The 20,546-nt window shown below is 69.9% G+C and carries 21 protein-coding genes and 1 tRNA gene; 10 read left to right on the forward strand and 12 right to left on the reverse strand.

Features of this window, described 5'->3' with window-relative positions; translation table 11 throughout:
• Positions 1–152: 152 nt before the first annotated feature.
• Positions 153–1,016, forward strand: a complete 864-nt coding sequence (gene galU, locus P0R35_RS03600) for a UTP--glucose-1-phosphate uridylyltransferase GalU (protein WP_284013862.1) — start codon at positions 153–155, stop codon at positions 1,014–1,016.
• 120 nt (positions 1,017–1,136) lie between these two features.
• Here galU and P0R35_RS03605 read toward each other — a convergent pair whose 3' ends face one another.
• The 3 genes from P0R35_RS03605 to P0R35_RS03615 form a co-directional block, all read right to left on the reverse strand.
• Entirely contained in the window at positions 1,137–1,523 is a 387-nt protein-coding gene (locus P0R35_RS03605) for a NifU family protein (protein WP_284013863.1), read from the reverse strand.
• Between the two features lie 166 nt (positions 1,524–1,689).
• Positions 1,690–1,763, reverse strand: a tRNA-Thr gene (locus P0R35_RS03610).
• A gap of 27 nt (positions 1,764–1,790) precedes the next feature.
• Complete coding sequence (locus tag P0R35_RS03615; RefSeq protein ID WP_284013864.1) at positions 1,791–2,333, reverse strand: GNAT family N-acetyltransferase; 543 nt, start codon at positions 2,331–2,333, stop codon at positions 1,791–1,793.
• A gap of 135 nt (positions 2,334–2,468) precedes the next feature.
• On the opposite strand from P0R35_RS03615, the gene P0R35_RS03620 reads away from it, so the two are divergent.
• From P0R35_RS03620 to P0R35_RS03635, 4 genes are read left to right on the forward strand one after another with little or no spacing between them, the layout of a single operon-like run.
• Complete coding sequence (locus P0R35_RS03620) at positions 2,469–3,578, forward strand: branched-chain amino acid ABC transporter permease (protein WP_284013865.1); 1,110 nt, start codon at positions 2,469–2,471, stop codon at positions 3,576–3,578.
• On the forward strand, positions 3,575–5,284 hold the full coding sequence (locus P0R35_RS03625; protein WP_284013866.1) for a branched-chain amino acid ABC transporter permease: 1,710 nt from the start codon (positions 3,575–3,577) through the stop codon (positions 5,282–5,284). Before P0R35_RS03620 ends, P0R35_RS03625 begins: the two co-directional genes overlap by 4 nt.
• Positions 5,285–5,287: 3 nt before the next feature.
• Positions 5,288–6,142: an ABC transporter ATP-binding protein gene (locus P0R35_RS03630; RefSeq protein ID WP_284013867.1), complete on the forward strand. Its 855-nt coding sequence runs from the start codon at positions 5,288–5,290 to the stop codon at positions 6,140–6,142.
• Positions 6,139–6,987, forward strand: a complete 849-nt coding sequence (locus P0R35_RS03635; RefSeq protein ID WP_284013868.1) for an ABC transporter ATP-binding protein — start codon at positions 6,139–6,141, stop codon at positions 6,985–6,987. Before P0R35_RS03630 ends, P0R35_RS03635 begins: the two co-directional genes overlap by 4 nt.
• Before the next feature lie 248 nt (positions 6,988–7,235).
• On the opposite strand, the gene P0R35_RS03640 is transcribed toward P0R35_RS03635, so the two are convergent.
• The 5 genes from P0R35_RS03640 to sdhC all read right to left on the reverse strand — a co-directional run bounded on the left by P0R35_RS03640 (position 7,236) and on the right by sdhC (position 11,372).
• Positions 7,236–7,481: a TrmB family transcriptional regulator gene (locus P0R35_RS03640; protein ID WP_284013869.1), complete on the reverse strand. Its 246-nt coding sequence runs from the start codon at positions 7,479–7,481 to the stop codon at positions 7,236–7,238.
• Between the two features lie 215 nt (positions 7,482–7,696).
• Positions 7,697–9,541, reverse strand: a complete 1,845-nt coding sequence (locus tag P0R35_RS03645; RefSeq protein ID WP_284013870.1) for an FAD-binding protein — start codon at positions 9,539–9,541, stop codon at positions 7,697–7,699.
• Between the two features lie 129 nt (positions 9,542–9,670).
• Positions 9,671–10,570 carry a succinate dehydrogenase/fumarate reductase iron-sulfur subunit gene (locus tag P0R35_RS03650; protein ID WP_284013871.1) on the reverse strand — a complete coding sequence of 300 codons (900 nt, stop codon included), beginning with the start codon at positions 10,568–10,570 and terminating at the stop codon, positions 9,671–9,673.
• 3 nt (positions 10,571–10,573) lie between these two features.
• Positions 10,574–10,945: a succinate dehydrogenase hydrophobic membrane anchor subunit gene (locus P0R35_RS03655; RefSeq protein WP_284013872.1), complete on the reverse strand. Its 372-nt coding sequence runs from the start codon at positions 10,943–10,945 to the stop codon at positions 10,574–10,576.
• Between the two features lies 1 nt (position 10,946).
• A complete protein-coding gene (gene sdhC / locus P0R35_RS03660) occupies positions 10,947–11,372 on the reverse strand; it encodes a succinate dehydrogenase, cytochrome b556 subunit (protein ID WP_284013873.1) in 426 nt (141 codons plus the stop codon).
• Between the two features lie 137 nt (positions 11,373–11,509).
• Here sdhC and P0R35_RS03665 point away from each other — a divergent pair, with 137 nt between their 5' ends.
• Positions 11,510–12,412 (forward strand): DUF7351 domain-containing protein, encoded by a 903-nt coding sequence (locus P0R35_RS03665; protein WP_284013874.1) that lies wholly within the window; start codon positions 11,510–11,512, stop codon positions 12,410–12,412.
• 27 nt (positions 12,413–12,439) lie between these two features.
• Here P0R35_RS03665 and P0R35_RS03670 read toward each other — a convergent pair whose 3' ends face one another.
• On the reverse strand, positions 12,440–13,462 hold the full coding sequence (locus tag P0R35_RS03670) for a succinylglutamate desuccinylase/aspartoacylase family protein (protein WP_284013875.1): 1,023 nt from the start codon (positions 13,460–13,462) through the stop codon (positions 12,440–12,442).
• A 195-nt stretch (positions 13,463–13,657) separates the two neighbouring features.
• Between P0R35_RS03670 and P0R35_RS03675 the strand changes: the two genes are divergently transcribed.
• From P0R35_RS03675 to P0R35_RS03685, 3 genes are all read left to right on the forward strand, one after another.
• A complete protein-coding gene (locus P0R35_RS03675; RefSeq protein ID WP_284013876.1) occupies positions 13,658–15,016 on the forward strand; it encodes a putative ATP-dependent zinc protease in 1,359 nt (452 codons plus the stop codon).
• 70 nt (positions 15,017–15,086) lie between these two features.
• A complete protein-coding gene (locus tag P0R35_RS03680; RefSeq protein ID WP_284013877.1) occupies positions 15,087–15,278 on the forward strand; it encodes a DUF5786 family protein in 192 nt (63 codons plus the stop codon).
• Between the two features lie 155 nt (positions 15,279–15,433).
• Positions 15,434–16,051, forward strand: a complete 618-nt coding sequence (locus P0R35_RS03685; RefSeq protein WP_284013878.1) for a flagellin — start codon at positions 15,434–15,436, stop codon at positions 16,049–16,051.
• A gap of 58 nt (positions 16,052–16,109) precedes the next feature.
• On the opposite strand, the gene P0R35_RS03690 is transcribed toward P0R35_RS03685, so the two are convergent.
• On the reverse strand, positions 16,110–16,769 hold the full coding sequence (locus P0R35_RS03690) for a DNA-3-methyladenine glycosylase family protein (RefSeq protein ID WP_284013879.1): 660 nt from the start codon (positions 16,767–16,769) through the stop codon (positions 16,110–16,112).
• Between the two features lie 155 nt (positions 16,770–16,924).
• Here P0R35_RS03690 and P0R35_RS03695 point away from each other — a divergent pair, with 155 nt between their 5' ends.
• Complete coding sequence (locus tag P0R35_RS03695; RefSeq protein WP_284013880.1) at positions 16,925–18,895, forward strand: 3-hydroxyacyl-CoA dehydrogenase/enoyl-CoA hydratase family protein; 1,971 nt, start codon at positions 16,925–16,927, stop codon at positions 18,893–18,895.
• Positions 18,896–19,168: 273 nt separating this feature from the next.
• Here the strand turns inward: P0R35_RS03695 and P0R35_RS03700 are convergent, their stop codons facing one another.
• Together P0R35_RS03700 and P0R35_RS03705 are read right to left on the reverse strand one after the other, a co-directional pair.
• Positions 19,169–19,786 (reverse strand): class I SAM-dependent methyltransferase, encoded by a 618-nt coding sequence (locus tag P0R35_RS03700; RefSeq protein ID WP_284013881.1) that lies wholly within the window; start codon positions 19,784–19,786, stop codon positions 19,169–19,171.
• A 92-nt stretch (positions 19,787–19,878) separates the two neighbouring features.
• Entirely contained in the window at positions 19,879–20,529 is a 651-nt protein-coding gene (locus P0R35_RS03705; RefSeq protein ID WP_284013882.1) for a helix-turn-helix domain-containing protein, read from the reverse strand.
• Positions 20,530–20,546 lie beyond the last annotated feature (17 nt).

The raw sequence follows: 20,546 nt of genomic DNA on the forward strand, positions 1-20,546 counted from the left end.
GCTCCGAACGGGGGGTGGCTGCCGTCGCGTTCGGCGGTGGCGCGGAGTCGATCGCCCGTCACGGCACCGTCGGCCCCGGACGACCGGTCGGCGCGCGACCGCGTTCGGACGACTGGAGAAGGTATATACTGGGCGAGTCTGAGCATCCGACAATGGAGATCAACAAGGCAGTCATCCCCGCGGGCGGGTACGGGACGCGGTTCCTGCCGGTGACGAAGGCACAGCCCAAGGAGATGATGCCGGTGCTGGACAAACCGACGATCCAGTACGTCGTCGAGGAGGTGGTCGAGGCGGGCATCGACGACATCATCATCGTCACCGGCCGCGGGAAGAACTCCCTCGAGAACCACTTCGACAAGTCCTACGAGCTGGAGCACGAACTGGAGAAGAGCGGCAAGTACGACCGGCTGGAGCGGGTTCGGGGGATCACCGAGCTCGCCGACATCCACTACATCCGGCAACAGGACCGCAACGGGCTGGGGGAGGCCGTCATGTACGCCGAGGACCACATCGGCGGCGAGCCGTTCGCGCTGCTGCTCGGCGACAACTTCATCCAAAGCGAGACGCCGCCGATCGCACAGCTGATCGAGACGGCCGAGGAGTACGGGGAGTCGGTCGTCGCGCTCGAAGAGATCCCGTGGGAGAACGTCTCCTCGTACGGGATCGCCGACGTCGAGGACACCGCCGGCGAGAGCTACCCCGTCCGGGACTTCGTGGAGAAGCCGGCGCGCGAGGACGCGCCGTCGAACCTCGCGATCGTCGGGCGGTACGTGTTCACGCCCGAGATCTTCGACCACCTGCGGGCGATCGAGCCGGCGCCCGACGGCGAGATCGAGTTGACCGACGCGATGCGTCGGCTCGACCGCGTCCGCGGGCGCGCGGTCGACGGGGACCGCTTCCACATCGGGAACGTCCCCGACTGGCTGGAGGCGAACATCCAGATGGCGCTGCGCCACGACGACGGGGAGCTGTTCGAGACGGTCAGGCAGACGCTCCGGGAGGAACTCGAGGACTGAGCCGCCCGGGCCCGGAGCTCGTCGGGGGAGAAGACGTCGAGCGGACGGTGCGACGGTGCGGTCGGCGGCGAGTCGGGCCGTCGACCCGCGGGACGGGCGTCGGTCGGCGACCGGCGCCGCTCAGAAGGGAGCCTGCGGCCCCTCGTCGTCCTCGCCGTCCGAGGACTCGCCGGGGAACGAGGGGGACATGCCGCCGTCGGAGTGACCCATGCCGCCGAGGTCGCCGTCCGCGCCCGAACCCATCCCGGTGTCGGCGACGACCTCGTTGATCTCGGGGATCTCCTTGGTCATGCGCGACTTGATCGCCTGGATCGTCATCGGCGAGATGCCGCACCCGGAGCAGGCGCCGCCCAGCGAGATGTGGACCTCGCCCGTCTCGCGGTCGAGGTGCTGGATGGCCGCGCTCCCGCCGTGCATCTGGATCTGCGGGAAGTTGCGGCGCAGGAAGTTCGTCACGCGCTCGCGCAGTTCGTCCTCGCCGCCGTCGTCCTGAGAGTCGGCGCTCATACGTGAGGTGAGTGGGGCGACGTGTATATACCTTGCTTCGACGGGGGCGCCGCGGCCGCGACCGTTCCGAGGAGGGACACACCGGATTTCGAGTGCTCCGATCCCGCGGGACACGCCCGGGGGTCGACCCGCCGTCGGCGGCCGCGACGCCGCGAGCCGGCTGGAGAGCCGGGGGCGGGATTCGAACCCGCGAAGTCTCGATTACAAGTCGAGTGCATGCACCGCCCATGCTCCCCCGGCGCGGTGCGTTACTACTGGAGCCTCCGTTTAATTGCTATCGCTTCCGGCACCGGGCAAGTGCTTCTCCAACTCGACGCGGTGGAGCGCGTAGCCGTGCCGTTCGTAGAAGCGGCGGGCGTTCGTGTTGGCGGCCATCGCCTCCAACGACACGACGTCGGCGCCGCCGTCGGCCAACAGGGCCTCGGCGCGTTCGAGCAGCCGCGATCCGACGCCCCGGTCCCGGTACGCCGGTCGCACGTAGAGGTTGTACACGACCCCGCGGGCGACGTCCTGGGCGTATCGGCCGTCCTCCCGGCCGAAGCTGACGAACCCCACGAGGTCGTCGCCGTCGTCGTCGCCTCGGTCCGGGCCGCGAGCCGTCGCGACCAACAGTCCGCCGGAGACGGCCGCGCGCGCGACCGCGTCGGCGGCCGCGGTACGGTTGGGACCGGCGAGCAGGTGGGTCCCGTGCGGTCGCTGACCCTCGGCGAGTTCGATCCACAGGCCGGCGACCGCGTCGACGTCCTCGATGCTCCCCCGTTCGATCGCGACGCGCCCGCCGCTCCCGTCGTCCGAGCCGTCGCGAGTCATCGATGGGACGTGCGTGCCGCCCGGGCTTGGCGTTTGTGCCGCCGGGAGAACCTGTCGGCGCGTCGACCATCCGGCGGCGCTGAAAGAACGGTTAAGTGTATCGGGCCACCTCTCGAACCGTGAGAAGGAACACCAATGGGCATTAGCGAAACGTACACACGCGGCAGAGAACTCGCCGTCGAACGGCCGTTCGTCCTCGTCGTGGCGGCCGTCCTCGCGCTGCTCGGGTTCGACGTCGTCCGCCAGTTGGCGACGCCCGGCGGGCTGTCGACCGCCCGACTCGCCACGTATCTCTGGGACGGGCTCGTCGTCGGCCTCTCGATCGGGCTCGCCGGCGTCGGCCTCTCGATGACGTACAGCATCCTGAACTTCGCGAACTTCGGTCACGGCGACTACGTCACCTCCGGCGCGTTCGCCGGCTGGGCGGTGACGTGGCTGTTCGCCGGCGCCGGCCAGTTCGACCTGTCGACGCTGCTGTTCATCGGCTCGCTGTCGACGACCGACCTCGGCGTGTCGATCCTGTCGACGCCGCTGGCGATCGTCGTCGGCCTCGTCGTCGCGGCGGCCGCCGCGATCGTCCTCTCGCTGGCGATCGACCGGGTCGTCTACCGGCCGATGCGCGACCAGGAGGGGATCGCCCTGTTGATCGCGTCGATCGGCGTCGCGCTGGCGCTGCGCTACACGATCTACATCGTGTTCGGCCAGCGCACCCGCGGGCTCACCGACGCGCAGTCGGTGCCCGAGCTCGCGCTGCCGGTCGGCGGCGGCCAGACGCTCGCCATCGGCGGCCACGAGGTCACGCTCGTCGTCGTCGCCGCGACGCTCATGTTGGGCGTCCACCTCCTCTTGCAGACCACGAAGCTTGGGAAGGCGATGCGCGCGATGGCCGACAACGAGGACCTCGCGCGCGTCACCGGGATCCCCACCGAGCGGGTCGTCCGCTTCACCTGGATCATCGGCGGCGGGCTCGCGGGCGCCGGCGGCTTCCTCATCGCGCTCGAACGCGGCGCGATGAACTTCCAGTTCGGCTGGGTCCTCCTGCTGCTCATCTTCGCGGCGGTCATCCTCGGCGGCATCGGATCCATCTACGGCGCGATGTTCGGCGGCGTGACGATGGGGCTCGCACAGAACCTCTCGCTGGTGTGGATCCCCAGCGAGTTCTCCACGGTCGCCGCCTTCGGCGTCATGATCTTCGTCCTGCTGTTCAAGCCGGAGGGGCTGTTCTCCGGGGTGACGACGGCATGAGTTCGCCCACGGAGACCGCCGACGCCTCGGCCGCGACCGGCGCCGGCGACGGCCGCGAGATCCCCGGGTGGACGCCGTACCGCGCGTGGTTCCGCGACCAGTGGGCGCAGGGCGGCGCCGTCGCGTGGGGCACGGCCCTCGGCCACCTGTTCGTCGGGCTGGTCGCGTTCGCGCTCGTCGTCGGGTTCGACGTGGGGTCGCTCCCGATCGGCGGGAGCCTCGTGTGGTTCGTCTACCTCTCGCTGACGGTCGTGGTGCTGTACGCCGCGACCGCGCCGCCCGCGGAGCCGTACGTCGCGTGGCTCGACGACCGGTGGATGGAGTCCGACACGGACAAACTGCTGATCATCCTCGGTCACGTCGTCGCCGTCTTCTTCCTGTTCGCCGTCGCGCTCGGCCTCCCGTTCAACGGGCTGGCGGGCGCGCTCGGCTCGGTGTTCTTCTTCACCGCCGTGTACGCGATGATGGTGTTGGCGCTGAACCTCCACTGGGGGTACGCGGGCATCTTCAACATCGGTATCGCGGGCTTCATGGCCGTCGGCGTGTACGTCATGGCGATCCTGTCGACGCCGGTCGACGCCGGCCCGACCGGGGTGCCCGGCCTCGGGCTCCCGCTCCCCATCGGCATCCTCGGGGGGGTCGTCGCGGCCGCGGTCGTGGGGTTGGTGGCGGCGCTGCCCGCCCTCCGCCTGCGCGCGGACTACTTCGCCATCGTCACGGTCGCGCTCTCGGAGATCATCCGTCTGAGCCTGAACTCCCGGGTGCTCCAGGAGTTCACCGTCGCGGGCGTGACCACCGGCACCGGCGGGGCGACCGGCAAGACGATGCCGGGCAACCCGATCCGGCTGCTGTTCTACGAGAGCTTCGACCCCGGCGCCGGGCCGGCGCTGCTCGGCTCGGTGCTGTTCCCGGTGTTCGAGGGACTGCGGGTCCAACTGATCCCGCCGAACTCGTTCCTCGTGGGCGTCGTCCCGTTGCCGGCGTTCACGCTCGATCTGGCGGTGGAACCGCCGGTGATCGTCAACTGGGCGTACGTCGCCGTGCTCGTCGGCGCCGTGGCGCTGTTCTACGTCCTGCTCGTCCGGACGGGCAACTCCCCGTTCGGGCGCGTGCTCAAGGCGATCCGCGAGGACGAGGTCGTCGCGAAGTCGCTCGGGAAGGACACGAACCGCTTCAAGATCGTCGCGTTCATGTTCGGCTGCGGGCTGATGGGGCTGGGCGGCATCCTCTGGCAGGGGAGTCAGGGGTTCGCCAACCCGAACGCCTTCCGGCCGATCATCACGTTCTACATCTGGGTCGCGCTCATCATCGGCGGCGCCGGCTCCAACACCGGCAGCGTCCTCGGGGGCGCGCTGTTCGCCGGCCTCATCTGGGAGGGGCCGGTGTACGTGCGCCGGGTCGTCACCAACTACGTCGAGTTGGGCGGCACGCCGGGGACGTTCCCGGCCGCCGTCGGCCCGTTCGTCGAGGGCGAGGTGCTCCCGTTCCTCGCGTACATGCTCGGCAACATCTCGGCGCTCCGGTTCGTGCTCGTGGGCGTCATCCTCGTCGCGTTGATGCAGACCCGTCCGGAGGGGCTGCTCGGCCACCGGAAGGAGGAGGCCGCCGCCATCCCGCTGGGTCGCCCGACGGAGCGGGCGGGCGGCGAGGGCGGCACCCCTCGGCCGACGCGGTCGCGGACGGGGGCGACGGCGCGGAGGGGGTGACCGATGAGCGCCGACGCCGAGCCGACGGCGGACGACGCCGAGGACACCGCGGAGGTCGCCGCGGCCGCACAGGGCGCGCGCGACGCCGCGGGGCACCCGCTCGTCGTACAGGACCTGCGGAAGACGTTCGGCGGCATCACGGCCGTCGACGGGGCGAGCTTCTCCGTCGAGGAGGGCTCGCTCACGGGACTCATCGGCCCCAACGGCGCCGGGAAGTCGACGACGTTCAACTGCATCACGGGCGTCCACACGCCCACCTCGGGGTCGGTGACGTTCCGCGGGAACGACATCACCGGGATGGCGCCCCACCAGATCGCCCGACAGGGGCTGGTGCGGACGTTCCAGATCGCCCGCGAACTCCCCGACATGACGGTGCTGGAGAACATGATGCTCGCCCCGCAGGGGCAGTCGGGCGAGCGGCTCAGCCACGCGATCCTCCCCGGCCTGCGCGACGGCGTGGTCGCCGAGGAGGAGGAGCTGTTGGAGCGGGCGTGGCAACAGTTGGAGTTCTTCGAGATCGACCACCTCGCCGAGGAGTACGCGGGCAACCTCTCGGGCGGCCAGCGGAAACTGCTCGAGATGGCGCGCGCGCTGATGACCGACCCGTCGATGGTGCTGCTCGACGAGCCGCTGGCGGGCGTCAACCCGACGCTGGAGGAGAAACTGCTGGACCGGATCCACGAACTCCGCGAGAGGGGGAACACGTTCCTCTTCGTGGAACACGACATGGACGTCATCATGGACAACTGCGAACACGTCATCGTCATGCACCAGGGACGGGTGCTCGCGGAGGGCACCCCAGAACAGGTCACGAGCGACGAGCGCGTCGTCGAGGCGTACCTCGGAGGCGACGTATGAGCGGCGAGGCCGACCACCGGGAGCCCGCCGAGCGATCGGCGGAGGCGGCAGGCGACGGGGCGGACGCCGCCGCGGGCGACGCGGTCGCCGACGACGCCGCGACCGGCGCGGTCCGCGCGGCCGACGCCGCGCTCCCCGAGGAGAGCCTGCTGCGCGTCCGCGACCTCGACGCCGGCTACGGCGACCTCCAGATCCTCACGTCGGTCGACATGGACGTCGGCGACGGCGAGTACGTCACCATCGTCGGCCCCAACGGCGCCGGCAAGTCGACGGTGATGAAGTCCGTGTTCGGGCTCACCACCTACATGGGCGGCACCGTCGAGTTCGACGGCGAGACGATCCACGGGCGCTCGCCCGACGAGATCATCCACGAGGGGATCGGGTACGTCCCGCAAAACGAGAACGTGTTCGAGAGCCTCACCGTCCGGGAGAACCTCGAGATGGGGGCGTACATCCTCGACGAGGTGCCGGAGGACCAGATCGAGTGGGTGTACGAGCGGTTCCCGATCCTCCGGGAGCGCTCGGACCAGCGCGCCGGCACCATGTCCGGCGGCCAGCGCCAGATGCTCGCGATGGGTCGCGCGCTGATGCTCGACCCCGACCTCCTGTTGCTCGACGAGCCGTCGGCGGGGCTCGCGCCCGACCTCGTCCAGGAGATGTTCGACCGCATCGACCGGATCAACGACGACGGCACGGCGGTCCTCATGGTCGAGCAGAACGCCAAGCAGGCGCTGCGCCGCTGTGACCGCGGCTACGTGCTCGTGAACGGCGAGAACGCCTACGTCGACACCGGCGACGCGCTGTTGGCCGACGAACAGGTCCGCAAGGACTTCCTCGGCGGGTAGTCCTCGCGGACCAGTCCTCCGTTCTCCACGGCCGCCGACAGTCTCGGCACGACCGGGAGCGTCGCCGCTCCATTGACTCGACGAGCAGCATCCTCACGCCCGTCACACACCGACCCGAGCGGCCCCTCGGACGACTTCGCCGACCCGGACAGCCACCGGTGGGAGGCGGCCAACGGAGTCGGCCGGCGTCCGTCCGCGAGCGCGGCGCCGCCGCTCGGGGGTCGGCGTCGTGAGAACGGCGGAACCGCTTACGCCAGCGTGTAGCGACCGTCGGCCTTCTCGACGTGCCCGCCCTCGCGCAGCGTCTTCAGAATGGAGTACAGGGAGATGCGCTTCATCGACAGGCCGTCACAGAGGTCGTCCTCGCACACCGCGCCGTGGGTGGCGAGGTAGAGGTACACCAGCTTCGCCCGCGGGGAGTCGACCGCCGCGGGGACCTGTGTCATCGGCGTCTCCGGGTTCGTATCGAGCGCGTCCGCCTGCGTCGTGGCCATCTTGTCGTGACACAACGCTTCGACACACGTAAAACCACGGTACGACGTTCGTCGAAACCGCCCGCACGACGGCGCTGACTGCCGTTCTCGGGGACGAGATGGAATTACGCGGGTCCGAGTAAATCGGTCTCGGGCCGGGATCGGCGGTCGGTTTCGACTGTCGACGGAGACGCGACCGACGGGAGAAGGGATCGACGGGGAATCCGGCGCGGGACTCAGTACGAGCGGATCTTCGGCTCGTACTCCTTGTCCTCGCCCTCGAGGATGACGGGCTTGTACCACAGCTCCGGCGTCCCGTCGTTCCACGACAGCATCGTGTGCTTGAGCCACTCGTCGTCCTTGCGCTCCTGCGCCTCCGCGCGCCAGTGGGCGCCGCGGAACTCCTCGCGCGCGAGCGCGCCGAGGGTGATCGCCTCGGCGGTGTCGAGGATGTTGCGCGTCTCGATGGTCTGGATGAGGTCCGTGTTGAACGTGCGCGACGGGTCCTTCACGAACACGTCGCGGTAGCGCTCGCGCGCCTCCGCGATGTCCTCGAGGGCCTGCTTGAGGCCCTCCTCCTCGCGGAACACGTTCACGTTCCGCGTCATGCTCTTCTGCACGTCGGAGCGGATCTCGGCGTGCTGGACGCCGTCGTCGCGGTCCATCAGCGACTGGATGCGGGCGCGCTCGCGCTTGACGGCGTGCTCGACCACGTCGTGCCCCGACAGCGACCCGGTGTCGGCGGCGACGCCGCCGTCGGCGACCGCGTCGCCCGCGGGCTCGACCTCGCCGGGCTGGACCGGCGTGTCGACCTCGCCCAGCTCGTACTCGCCCTGCTGGCCGGTCTCGATCTCCGCGGTGCCCAGATCCTTGCCCGCGGCGTGCTGGCCCGCGCGCTTGCCGAACACGATGAGCTCCGGCAGGGCGTTCCCGCCGAGGCGGTTCGAGCCGTGGACGGAGGCGCAGGCGCACTCGCCGGCGGCGTACAGCCCGCCGACGCACGTCTCGCCGTTCTCGTCGGTCTCGATGCCGCCCATCGCGTAGTGCTGGCCGGGCTTGACCGGCATCGGCTCCTCGAGCCCGTCGACGCCCTCGAAGTCCTTCGCGAGGTGGAGGATGTTCTCCAGCCGGTCGGTGATGCGGTCCTCCCCGAGGTGGCGCATGTCGAGGTGGACGTACTCGTCGTCGATGCCGCGCCCCTCGTTCACCTCGCTCAGCTCGGCGCGGGAGACGACGTCGCGGGAGGCGAGCTCGCCGGCGTTGCTCGCGTAGCCGTACTCGAACATGAAGCGCTCGCCCTCGCTGTTGTAGAGGATGCCCCCCTCGCCGCGGACACCCTCGGAGATGAGCACGCCCGTGCTGGGCAGGCTCGTCGGGTGGAACTGGATGAACTCCATGTCCTCGATGGGGACGCCCGCGCGGTACGCCATCGCGACGCCGTCGCCGGTGTTGGAGACGGCGTTGGTGGTGTGGTCGAACACCTGGCCGAGGCCGCCGGTCGCGAGGATGACGCCCTCCTTCGCGCGGAAGCCGGACAGCTCGCCGCTCTGGATGTCGTAGGCGACGACGCCGTGGCAGGTGCGGTCCTCGGGGCGCTCCTCGTCGGTGACCGCCAGATCCGAGACGTACCACTCGTCGTACACGGTGATGCCGCGCTTGACGAGCTGTTCGTACATCGTGTGGAGCAGCTGGTGGCCGGTCTCGGCGCCCGCGTACGTCGTCCGCGGGAACGAGAGGCCGCCGAACGGTCGCTGGGAGACGCGGCCGTCGTCCTCGCGCGAGAACGCCATCCCCCAGTGCTCCAGCTGGATGACCTCCTTCGGGGACTCCTTACAGAGCGTCTCGATGGCGGGGGCGTCGCCGAGGTAGTCCGACCCCTTCATCGTGTCGTAGGCGTGGTCCTGCCACGAGTCGCCCTCGCGCAGGGCGGCGTTGATCCCGCCTTCCGCCGCACCCGTGTGGCTGCGCACCGGGTGGAGCTTCGAGACGATCGCAACGTCCGCGCCCTCCTCCTGGGCGGCGATGGCAGCGCGGAGTCCCGCGCCGCCGGCGCCGACCACGATAACGTCGTGTTCGTACATGGTGTCGTGTGGTGTGTGTCGTGTGTCCGCTCGTCCGTCCGCGCCGGATTCCCGACCGTGCGTCGCTGAACTCGCTTGGGGTTCCGGCTACTTCAATCGCGTGCCGATCCGAGTCGCTGGGGCCCGAGCCTACCAGAACTTCAGGTTGTTCTTCACGGCCTCCCGCTTGAGCTCCTGGATGTGCTCGGTGAGCGGGATGTCCTTCGGGCACACTTCGGTGCACGAGAACTGGGTCTGGCACCGCCAGACGCCGTTCTCCTGCTCGATGATGTTGAGCCGGTGCTGCTTGCGGTCCTCGCCCTCGCGCTCGTCCATGGCGAAGCGGTACGCCTTGTTGATCGCGGCGGGACCGAGGTACTCGTTGTTGCCCGCGGCGATGTTGCACGAGGACATGCACGCGCCACACCAGATGCAGCGCGTGGACATCTTCACCTTCTCGCGGTTCGCCCGCGACTGGCGCTGCTCCTCCAGTTCGCCGTCGGGGAGCTCGTCGGCGTCGAAGTACGGCTCGACCGCCTCCATCTGGTCGTAGAAGTGGTCCATGTCGACGACCAGGTCCTTCTCGACGTCGGCGTGCGGGAGCGGCTCGACGCGCACCGGCTCGTCGAGGTCCGACAGCTGCGTCTTGCAGCCGAGGCGCTGGCGGCCGTTGACGAACAGCGCGTCGGACCCACAGATCGCCTGCCGGCAGGAGTGCCGGAAGGTGAGCGAGGAGTCGAACGTGTCGCGGGCGTAGATGAGCGCGTCGAGGACGGTCATCCCCTTCTTGAACGGGACGTGGAAGTCGTCGAAGCGCGGCTCCTGTTTGCCCTCGACTTCGGGGTCGAAGCGGAACACCTTCAGGTGGTAGGTGTCCTCCTCGGCGTTCGCGCGCTCCTCGGCCTCCCGCCGGGCGCGCTCCTCGCGCTCGGCGCGGCCCTCGGCCTTCTTGCGCATCCGCTCCTCCTGCGCGGGCGCGAGTGGCTCGCTGTGCTCGACGTCGGTCTCGGCCTCGGTCTCCGTCTCGGTCTCTGGTACTTGCGTGCTCATTGGTCAGAAGGTGGGGAGGCCCGCCCAGGCGTTCGCGGTCCGGATCCCCTGGACGACGAGCACGAGGCTCGCCGCGATCAGCGTGTACTTGACGACCCGCTTCGGCGTCCCGGTCAGTCCCTGGTTCTCGAGGGCGTTGTAGACGCCGTTGACGCCGTGGAACGTCGCCGTGATCAGGAACAGCACCATCAGCGAGTAGTACGCGAGGCTCTCCATCCGGGCGCTCGACATCGCGAACGTGACCTCGTCGGCGTGGTTGACGAAGTGGAGCAGGAAGAAGTGGAACGCCAGCACCACGACGAGGAACCCGGCGGTGATCCGCTGCCACAGCCAGCGGCGGCCGCCCTTCTCGAACGAGGAGTATCGCTCCGCCATCTCAGAACACCCCCGCGAGGAACGTCGGCACCGACGCGACGACGATCGCGCCCGTCAAGATCAGCGACGCGTAGAAGCTCTTGTCCTGGCTGTCCAATCCGACCCCGAGGTCCACCAGCAGCAGCCGGCAGCCGTTCAGGATGTGGAAGACGGCCACGGCGAGCAGGCCGACCTCGAGGATGCGGACGACCAACAGGCTCTCGAGCGTCACGATGACCGTGGTGTACACGTCGTTGTTCGCCGCGATGACCTCCGAGGACTGTCCGGCCGCGGAGATGGCGGTACTCAGCACCGCGATGTGGGTGAAGAGGTAGCCCACGAGCACCCAGCCCGTGAACTTGTGGAACACCCAAGCCCACATCCCCGCCGAGAACTCCCGCCAGCGGCCGAAGTCCTCGACGAGGCCTCTGTCATACGACTGGCTCATACGTACTGTGGCTCCGGCCTACGGTGGTATAGTAGTTACGTGACGCACCCGCACGGTCCGCGAGCCAGCCGGGCCCGTCGAGGGCGGTCGTGTCGAACGGGCGAACTGTTTTGTCGCTGGATCCCCCACCCCGACCGATGAGCGAGGAGACGACCGAGCGCGCCGGCGCGGCGTTCTCGTTCCTCGGCGACGGGCTCCGGCTGGCGGTCCTCAGGGCGCTGGCGGCCGGGGAGCCGCCCGCCGGCCCCCGCGAGGGAGCGGTCGCGTACAGCGATCTCCGCCGCGAGGTCGGCGAGCGCGACAGCGGGAAGTTCAGCTACCACCTCGACAAACTCACCGGCCGGTTCGTCGAGAAGGTCGACGGCGGCTACCGGCTCCGCGAGCCGGGGCGGGAGGTGGTCCGGCTGCTGGACCGCGGCGTCGTCGACGGGCCGGCCGAGTTCGAGCCGACGGCGGTGCCGGCGCGGTGTCCGCTGTGCGGGGGCGACGTCCACGTCCGCTACGGCGACCACCACGTCGTGACCTGCTGTGGCGACTGCGAGGGGCTGTTCGGCGCCGACGGCACCCCCGACGGCACCCTCACCGGCGTCGTCCTCCCGCCGGCGACCGTCGAGGGGCGCGACCCCGCCGCGCTGTTCGAGCACGCACACCGCGTCTTCCGCCGTCGGCTGCGCGCCATGGTCGACGGCCTGTGCCTCGAGTGCGGCGGCGACGTCGAGCGACGCCTCCGGCGGTGCCCCGACCACGACGCGCCGACGGGTCGCACCTGTGGCACGTGCGGCACCGCCTACCCGGTGCTCGCGGAGTTGGTGTGTACGGTGTGTGGTCGCGGCCGCGTCACGCACCCGCTGTTCGGCAACCCCGACACGGAGGACGCGACGGTCGTCGCCGACCCGGCGCGCCCGTGGGACCGCCTCGCCGCGCTGTTGTCGTGGGACGCGACCGCCCTCCCCGGCGACGCCGCGGGCGAGGTCGCGTTCGAGCGCCCGGACGGTCGGGTCCGGGTGGTCCTCGACGACGACCTCGGCGTGGCGGAGTGAGCGCGGGACCCGTCGACCCTCGCCGCCTCACTCCAGTCCGACGGTCGGACTCTGCTCCATCTCCACGACCCGCCGCGTGCGGCGGTCCAACTCCACGAGGTGACACAGCGGGTTCCCGGGGTAGACGACGGGGTTCTCCAGCACGCCGACGAGCAGGCCGGTGAACGGCGCCTCGACGTGGACGTTGTCGTCCTTGAACGGGTTCGTGATCGTGCAGACGGTGTCCCCCTCGTGGACGAGCGACCCGCGCTCGAAGTGCATGTCGACCATGCCGCCGGCGTCCGCGCGGAGCCACGTCTTCTCGCGCTCGTCGGTGATGACGGTGCGCCAGCCCGGCCACCGGACGGACTCGGCGGCCAGCATCTCGTACTCCGCGAACACCGAGCGGACGCCCGCGAGCGCCTCGTCGATCAGGCCGCGCTGGAAGCGGTGAGCCTCGCCCATCTCGACGGTGATCGTCGGCGTGCCGTCGACGGCGGCCTCCGTCCGGAGCATCCCGGAGGAGCCCTCGCTGTCGATGATGACGTTCGTCCCGTACGCCCGCGCGAGGCGGCCGACGTCCGCGTCCGCCATGTCGGCGCGGACGTGGATCATGTTCGTCCGCCCCCGGGTGGAGGTGTGGAAGTCCAGCCCGAAGTCGCACGGCTCGATGAAGTTGGTGTAGATGCGGGCGGCCATCCGCTTGGCGCTCGTGGAGTCGGCCGCGCCCGGGAACGAGCGGTTCAGGTCGCGGTCGTACACCGGGAGGTAGCGCTGCTGGGCGAGGAAGCCCGGGACGTTCAACACCGGGAGGCAGATGAGCGTCCCCGCCAGCGCCTCGAGGTCCCACTCGTGGGCGACCTCCCGCACCACCTCGATCCCGTTGAGTTCGTCGCCGTGGGCCGCCGCCGAGAGGAACGCCGTCGGCCCCGGGCGCGCCCCGTTGATGATCGTCACGGGGATGCGCACGGGGTCCCCGAGGTACGTCTCCGACACCACGAACCGGATGTTCTGTCGTTCGCCTGGGCCCACCCGCCCGCCGTTGTAGGTGAATGACCCGTCGTCGCTCATGTCCGCCGGTGTGCGACGGAGGGTGATAAAGCACGCCACAGCCGGGCGGGCGGGAACGGCCGTCCCGTGTGAACGGGGCCACGCCGCCCACCGCACGTTCCGGGACGGTATCGGGCGCCTCGTGGCCCGTGTCCGTTCCTGACACGGCTTCGCCGGACCGGGACACATTTCACGCCGCCGCCGAGTCACCAACGCATGACCGAGGATCCGGTACGTGTGGGGGTGCTCTCGCTGCACACGAGCAAGGAGTCGAAAGCCATCTGCAACGCCGTCGAGGCGCTGGGCCACGAGCCGGTCTGGCTGCGCCGCGAGAACGCCGCCGTCAGCATCGACGCCGGCGAGGTGACGATCGAACCCGACGTCGACGTGGTCGCCAACCGGATGCTGCTGTCGAATATCGAGCATCCGGCCGAGGGCCTCGGCCTCGCCCACACGTTCGGCCGGGCGCGACCGATCCTCAACGACCCCTCGGCCGTCCTCACCGCGATGCACAAGTTCGCCTCGGCCGTCGCGCTCGCGGAGGCCGGTGTGCGCGTCCCCGACGCGCTGCTGGCGCTGTCGAACGACCGTCTCAACGACGGCCGCACCCGCTTCGGCGACGAGGGCGTGTACAAGACCGCCATCGGCACCCACGGCGGCGGCACGTGGAAGGTCGACCTCACGGAGCCGGTGAACCCGCAGGTCGGGAACCGGCAGGCGTTCCTCCAGCAGCTCATCGACCGCGACGACGCGCGCCACCACGACACCCGCGTGTACGTCGTCGGCGGCGAGGTTGTCGGCGCGATGAACCGCTACGCCCCGGAGGACGACTGGCGCACGAACGTCGCCCTCGGCGGCGACGTGGAGGACGCCACCGACTCGCTCGACGACGAGGCCCGCGAGATGGCGCTTCGCGCCGCCGAGACCATCGGCCTCGACTACGCCGGCGTCGACCTCGTACAGGGGTACGACGGCTGGTACGTGCTGGAGGTCAACCCCACTGCGGGGTTCAAGGGCCTGTTCAAGGCCAGCGGCCGCTCGCCGGCGCCCCACATCGCGCGGCTCGCGATCGAACGCGTCGGCGGCGACGTCGACGACGAACGCGTGACGGACCTGTCGGCGGTGCTCGACGACTCGACGCCCGCGTGCATGCCGTCGCGGCGTCGGATCAACGAGGGTCAGGTGCCGATCATCGGCTACATCGAGGAGGTGAACGTCGCCGGGACGCAGGGCGCGACGAAGGCGTACGCCAAGTCCGACACGGGCGCGACGCGCTCGTCAATCGACACCAGTCTGGCCGCAGAGATCGGCGCGGGTCCGATCAAGAGCATGACGCGCGTGAAGTCGGGGTCGGTGAAGTCCGGGAAGGCGCGGCCGGTCGTCGACCTCGTCGTCGGGATCGGCGGCGAACAGCACACCGTCACCGCGAGCGTCGAGGACCGTTCGCACATGGAGTACCCCGTCCTCCTCGGCCGCGACATCCTCCAGCACTACCGCGTCGACGTGCAGCGCCGCGCCGACGACGCCAACACCCCCGACCTCGACGAGGAGGAAGAGGAGGGGCTCGAGGAGTAGCGTTCGGGAGCGACCCGCACGCCGGCCGCGGGCCGGACCGCTTTTCCCGCTCGCCTCACGAGTGGAGTGTATGGGCTTCGGGAGCTACGACGAATCCGAGCAGGAACGGCAACAGAACGACGGCGGCGACGCGGGCGACGGCTCGACGGTCGACGCCCACGAGAACGACCACGACGGCACCGCCAGCTTCGAGGCGGGCGCCTCGACCGACGACCTCGTCTCCGCGCTCTCGGAGATGAAAGACGACGAGGACGACGAGTAACTCCCCGACGCCGCGGCCCCGTGCGGCGTTCCGACCGCCGCTCGCACGTCCGATATCTTCTCCGATAATTTGCGCCGAAGGTATATTGCTCACGTCGCCGCCGGAGTAGATACGCCCGGTTCGTTGTCGCGAACGGGTGGGAGCAAGACATCCCAATGTTCGAATTCATCACGGACGAGGAAGAGCGCGGGCAGGTCGGTATCGGGACGCTCATCGTGTTCATCGCGATGGTGCTGGTGGCGGCGATCGCCGCCGGCGTCCTGATCAACACCGCGGGCTTCCTCCAGAGCAAGTCGCAGGAGACCGGCCAACAGAGCAGCAAGCAGGTCAGTAACCGCCTCCAGGAGGTCGCCACCGTCGGGAACGTCACCGACGCCGGCGACATCGACCTCGTCAACGTCACGGTCACGCAGGCCGCGGGTGCCGGCGAGATCGACGTGCACAACGCGACTGTGACGTGGATCGGCCCACAGGGCACGGTTCAGCTGCAGTCGACGACGTCGAACTTCTCCACCCAGAGCCAACTCGACGACAGCGGTTCGTCGAACTACTACTCGTACGAGTCGGTGAAGAACGTCGCCGGGAACGAGAACGTTCTCAACGACCCCGACGACCGGCTCAACCTGATCTTCGACGTGAACTCGTTCGCGAGCAGTAACCTCGACGAGGGCGAGGAGGTCACGATCAAGATCAACACGATGTCCGGCGCGACTACGAGCATCCGCTTCACCGTCCCCGAGTCGCTCGGGCAGAAGGAAGCGGTCGAGCTGTAGCGCGGCTCCCTTTCTCTCCTCTCTCGATTCCCCGCGCCGAGAGCGGCCGTGCCGGTCGTCACTCCCCGCCGACGACCTCGTCGACGCTCTCGGCGATGTCCTCCTTCGCGCGCCACAGGTACAGCGACGCGTAGCTGCGGTACGGCGCCCACCGAGCCGCCGCCTCGACCATCTCGGCGCGGCTCATCTCTCTCGCGTACAGTTCCTCCATCCCCTTCCGGATCCCCAGGTCGCCGACGGGGAACACGTCCGGGCGGCCGAGCGTGAACAGCAGTTGCATGTTCGCGGTCCACTCGCCGACGCCGGTGATCGCCGTCAGCGCCTCGCGGACCTCGTCGTCGCTCATCGCGGCGAACGTCTCGCGGTCCCACCCGTGGTCGTCGAACGCCTCGGCGACGTTGCGCACGTATCGGGTCTTCTGCCGGGAGAGGCCGGCGTCCTTCAACACCTGCTCGTCGGCCGCGAGGATCCCCGCGGGCGTCACCTCGACGGCGTCGAACAGGCGGTCGCGGGTCGCGGCCGCGGAGGCCATCGACACCTGCTGGCGGAGGATCGAGACGACGAGCCGCTCGAAGGGGTCGTCGGCCGGGTCGATGGTCAGCGGGCCGTGGCGCTCGATCACCGGCCCGAGCAGGTCGTCCTCCCGGAGCGCGGCGAGCGCCTCCCGGTCGGCGGGGTCGAGGGCGTCGAAGCCGTCGGCGTCGGAGTCGACTGGCATAGCCGTCCCTGGACACGGCGACGAGAAACGGGTTTCGGCGGGACCGGGACGACGCCCCGACCGAGCCCGGGGAACGAGAACTGCGGGAAACGGGCGACGTGTTGGCGTCGGGCCGGAGGGAAACGTTGAATCGGCGGGCCTCCAACGCGACGCACATGGACGTTGATGACGTAGAGACGATCGCGGTTCTCGGCGCGGGGAACATGGGCCACGGCATCGCGGAGGTGGCCGCCCTCGCCGGGTTCGAGGTGCACATGCGGGACATCAACGAGGAGTTCGTCCGGAAGGGGTACGACCAGATCGAGTGGTCGCTGGGCAAACTCGCCGAGAAGGACCAGATCTCCGAGGCCGAGGCCGACGCCGCCCTGGAGCGCGTCACGGCGGTCGTCCCCGTCGAGGACGCCGTCGCCGACGCGGACCTGATCGTCGAGGCGGTGCCGGAGAAGATGGACATCAAGAAGGACGTGTACGCCGACGTCGAGGCGCACGCGCCCGACCACGCCGTGTTCGCCTCGAACACGTCGAGCCTCTCGATCACGGAGCTGTCGGAGGTGACCGACCGCGAGGAGCGCTTCTGCGGGATGCACTTCTTCAACCCGCCCGTGCGGATGCAGCTCGTCGAGGTCATCTCGGGCGCCCACACCGACGACGCGACGCTCGACCTCGTCGAGGACGTCGCCGAGCGGATGGGGAAGACGCCGGTGCGCGTCCGCAAGGACTCGCCCGGCTTCATCGTCAACCGCGTGCTCGTCCCGTTGATGAACGAGGCCGCGTGGCTCGTCCACGAGGGCGAGGCGACCATCGAGGAGGTCGACTCCACGACGAAGTACGACCTGGGCCTCCCGATGGGGAGCTTCGAGCTGGCCGACCAGGTCGGCATCGACGTGGGCGTCCACGTCCTCGAGTACATGCACGAGGTGCTCGGCGACGCCTACGAGCCGTGCCCGCTCCTCACGGAGAAGGTCGACAACGAGACCCTCGGCAAGAAGACCGGCGAGGGGTTCTACGACTACGAGAACGGCGGCGCGGACGTGCCCTCGGACGCGGTCTCCGAGGACGTGAAGCACGCGCTGCTGGCGGTGATGGCCAACGAGGTCGCCGGCCTGATCGGCAACGACGTCGCCGACGCCGACGCCATCGACAAGGCCGTGAAGCTGGGCGCCGGCTTCCCCGACGGCCCCGCGAAGATGGCCGACGCGGCCGGCCTCGACGCCCTGCTGGAGACGCTCGACGAGCGGCACGAGGCCACCGAGGCCGAGCGCTACGCCGCCGTCGACTACCTCCGCGAGCTCGTCGACGCCGGCGAGGGCTTCTACGGCGGCGACGACGAGGACGACGGGGTCGACTTCGAGACGATCCGGATCGAGCGCGACGGGAAGGTGGGCCACATCGTGCTCGACCGCCCGCACCGGATGAACACCATCTCCGGCGAGATGCTCGACGAACTCGGCGTCGCCATCGACGACCTCGACGGGGACGACGACGTGCGTGCCGTGCTCGTCACCGGCGAGGGCGACCGCGCGTTCTCCGCGGGCGCCGACGTGCAGAGCATGGCCGCCGGCGGCGGCGACCCCCTGCACTCGGTCGAGTTGTCGCGCAAGGGGCAGTCGACGTTCGGGAAGTTCGAGGCCGCCGACGTGCCGGTCGTCGCCGGCATCGACGGCTACTGTCTCGGCGGCGGGATGGAGTTCTCGACGTGCGCGGACATGCGGATCGCCTCCGAGCGCTCCGAGCTGGGCCAGCCCGAACACAACCTCGGCCTCCTGCCGGGGTGGGGCGGCACCCAGCGCCTGCGCCACATCGTCGGCGAGGGGCGCGCCAAGGAGATCATCTTCACGGCCGACCGCTACGAGGCCGAGGAGATGGAGCGCTACGGCTTCCTGAACGAGGTCGTCGCCAACGACGAACTCGAGGATCGCGCGATGGAGTTGGCGAAGGACCTGGCCGCCGGCCCGCCCGTCGCCCAGCGCTACACGAAGCGCGCGATGCTCGCGGGGCGCGACGACACCGACGCCGGGCTGGAGATCGAGGCACAGGCGTTCGGCCAGCTGATGAACACGGACGACCTCATGGAGGGCGTGATGGCGTTCATGTCCAACGAGGAGCCGGAGTTCGAAGGGAAGTAAGCGAGACGCGAGCGTAGCGAGCGTCTCGGGAAAGCGGCGGCGAGGTCCGTGGGCCGAGCCGCCCAGCAACTCGTAGTGTCCGAGCGAAGCGACCGAGCGGCTCGGAAAGACGGCCGAGCGGTCCTGTGACCCTCCGCCCAATAGAACACGGGGCCGTCATGCAGCGGGCGTCTCGGACGGACAGCGGGGGACAGACGCGCCCGGAGGTTCGCACTCACGGGACCTTGGGGCTCGTGAACGGCGAGGGCCCGTCGTCCCCACCGACCGCGACGACTACGAGAGCTTGAACGCCCGGATGGTGTCCCGCTTGGTCGGCTCTTTCACGACCTGCACCCCGCCCAGCGGCGAGAACACCTCCTTCCAGTTGCGGTGGTACAGCGGGAACTCGTCGTTGACGTAGCTCACCTCCGCGCCGTCGCGGCCGCGTTCGGCGCCGTTCCCCTCGTTCTCCACGCTCACGAGCAGGTCGCCGGCGACGCGGACGACCTCCTCGAACACCCACGCGTCGTCCGGGTGGACGTGCTGGAGCGTCTCGACGGAGTAGACGGCGTCGAACGCGTCGTCGGCGAACTCGGGGAGCAGGTCCTCGATGGCGCCCGTGTGGAACTCGCCCGTCTCCGCGAGCTCGGGGAACGTCTCGGCCATCACGTCGAACGACTCGTCGTTGATGTCGACGCCGGCGAGCCGGTCGAAGCCGTTGCGCCGGAGGTGTTCGAGGTGGCGGCCGGAGCCACAGCCGAGTTCGAGCACCCGCGCGTCGGCGCCGACGTAGAACTCGATGGCCGACAGCAGGGCCTCGCTCGTGTCGTCCGGACCCTTGTGCGCGTAGTACCGCGGGGAGAACTCCCCCTCGCGCTCCGCCCAGTCGTCGCGGACCTCGTCGGGGTTCATACCGAGTGACTGGAGCCGCGGCGGTTTACCTCCGCCGGAGTCGCGACGGCCGCCGCGCGCCCGCCCCGCCCGACGAACCGGGACCGGGCGTCTCACTCGAACAGCCGAGTGATCACCGTCGCCTCCGCGCGCTGGAGGTGTTCGCCGACCGTCGAGCGCGACCGTCCCAGCGCCGCCGCGACATCCGCGATCGTCGCGCCGCGCGGGGTGTCGTAGTAGCCGAGGTCGACGGCGGTCGCCAGCGCCTCCCGCTGGCGGTCGGTCAACGCGTCCCCCGCGTCGGGCCGGTCGATCCGCCCGCGCCCGACGCGCTCCACGTCGACCCTGATGTCGCCCGGGACCGCCGCGACGGCCGCCTGCACGTCCGCCTCCGTCCCGACGAGCGTGACGGTGCTGCTGCCGTCGTCGTTCCACTCGACCGGCGGGACCGTCATCAGGCTCCCGCGGGTGAAGTGCTCCCACAGCGCCCGCGACTCGGCGGGGGCGCGCCCCTCGATCAGACAGTAACACGAGCGGTCGTCGATCGGCACGACCTCGTGGGCGGTGACTTCGGGGTCGTCCGCGAGCACCGTCGCGAGCGCCTCGTGGTCGCCCCGGACGTGCAGGAGGAAGCCCGCCGGGGGGTCGGCGACGTTCCAGTTGACCGTCCGGACCGACTCGACGTCCGGGGAGTCGGTGAGGTACTCGTACAGGGCGGGGGTGTCGAGCGACTGCGGGTGGATGGTGATCCGTGCGCGTTTCATCGTCGGTGTGCGCGCCG

This window comes from Halobaculum litoreum (assembly GCF_030127125.1).
In the GTDB taxonomy this organism is placed as follows: Archaea; Halobacteriota; Halobacteria; order Halobacteriales; family Haloferacaceae; genus Halobaculum; species Halobaculum litoreum.

Bases quoted from the DNA above. Each gene is read 5' to 3' on its own strand.
- galU (WP_284013862.1), top strand. From the start codon at position 153: ATGGAGATCAACAAGGCAGTCATCCCCGCGGGCGGGTACGGGACGCGG.
- P0R35_RS03605 (WP_284013863.1), bottom strand. From the start codon at position 1,523: ATGAGCGCCGACTCTCAGGACGACGGCGGCGAGGACGAACTGCGCGAG.
- P0R35_RS03615 (WP_284013864.1), bottom strand. From the start codon at position 2,333: ATGACTCGCGACGGCTCGGACGACGGGAGCGGCGGGCGCGTCGCGATC.
- P0R35_RS03620 (WP_284013865.1), top strand. From the start codon at position 2,469: ATGGGCATTAGCGAAACGTACACACGCGGCAGAGAACTCGCCGTCGAA.
- P0R35_RS03625 (WP_284013866.1), top strand. From the start codon at position 3,575: ATGAGTTCGCCCACGGAGACCGCCGACGCCTCGGCCGCGACCGGCGCC.
- P0R35_RS03630 (WP_284013867.1), top strand. From the start codon at position 5,288: ATGAGCGCCGACGCCGAGCCGACGGCGGACGACGCCGAGGACACCGCG.
- P0R35_RS03635 (WP_284013868.1), top strand. From the start codon at position 6,139: ATGAGCGGCGAGGCCGACCACCGGGAGCCCGCCGAGCGATCGGCGGAG.
- P0R35_RS03640 (WP_284013869.1), bottom strand. From the start codon at position 7,481: ATGGCCACGACGCAGGCGGACGCGCTCGATACGAACCCGGAGACGCCG.
- P0R35_RS03645 (WP_284013870.1), bottom strand. From the start codon at position 9,541: ATGTACGAACACGACGTTATCGTGGTCGGCGCCGGCGGCGCGGGACTC.
- P0R35_RS03650 (WP_284013871.1), bottom strand. From the start codon at position 10,570: ATGAGCACGCAAGTACCAGAGACCGAGACGGAGACCGAGGCCGAGACC.
- P0R35_RS03655 (WP_284013872.1), bottom strand. From the start codon at position 10,945: ATGGCGGAGCGATACTCCTCGTTCGAGAAGGGCGGCCGCCGCTGGCTG.
- sdhC (WP_284013873.1), bottom strand. From the start codon at position 11,372: ATGAGCCAGTCGTATGACAGAGGCCTCGTCGAGGACTTCGGCCGCTGG.
- P0R35_RS03665 (WP_284013874.1), top strand. From the start codon at position 11,510: ATGAGCGAGGAGACGACCGAGCGCGCCGGCGCGGCGTTCTCGTTCCTC.
- P0R35_RS03670 (WP_284013875.1), bottom strand. From the start codon at position 13,462: ATGAGCGACGACGGGTCATTCACCTACAACGGCGGGCGGGTGGGCCCA.
- P0R35_RS03675 (WP_284013876.1), top strand. From the start codon at position 13,658: ATGACCGAGGATCCGGTACGTGTGGGGGTGCTCTCGCTGCACACGAGC.
- P0R35_RS03680 (WP_284013877.1), top strand. From the start codon at position 15,087: ATGGGCTTCGGGAGCTACGACGAATCCGAGCAGGAACGGCAACAGAAC.
- P0R35_RS03685 (WP_284013878.1), top strand. From the start codon at position 15,434: ATGTTCGAATTCATCACGGACGAGGAAGAGCGCGGGCAGGTCGGTATC.
- P0R35_RS03690 (WP_284013879.1), bottom strand. From the start codon at position 16,769: ATGCCAGTCGACTCCGACGCCGACGGCTTCGACGCCCTCGACCCCGCC.
- P0R35_RS03695 (WP_284013880.1), top strand. From the start codon at position 16,925: ATGGACGTTGATGACGTAGAGACGATCGCGGTTCTCGGCGCGGGGAAC.
- P0R35_RS03700 (WP_284013881.1), bottom strand. From the start codon at position 19,786: ATGAACCCCGACGAGGTCCGCGACGACTGGGCGGAGCGCGAGGGGGAG.
- P0R35_RS03705 (WP_284013882.1), bottom strand. From the start codon at position 20,529: ATGAAACGCGCACGGATCACCATCCACCCGCAGTCGCTCGACACCCCC.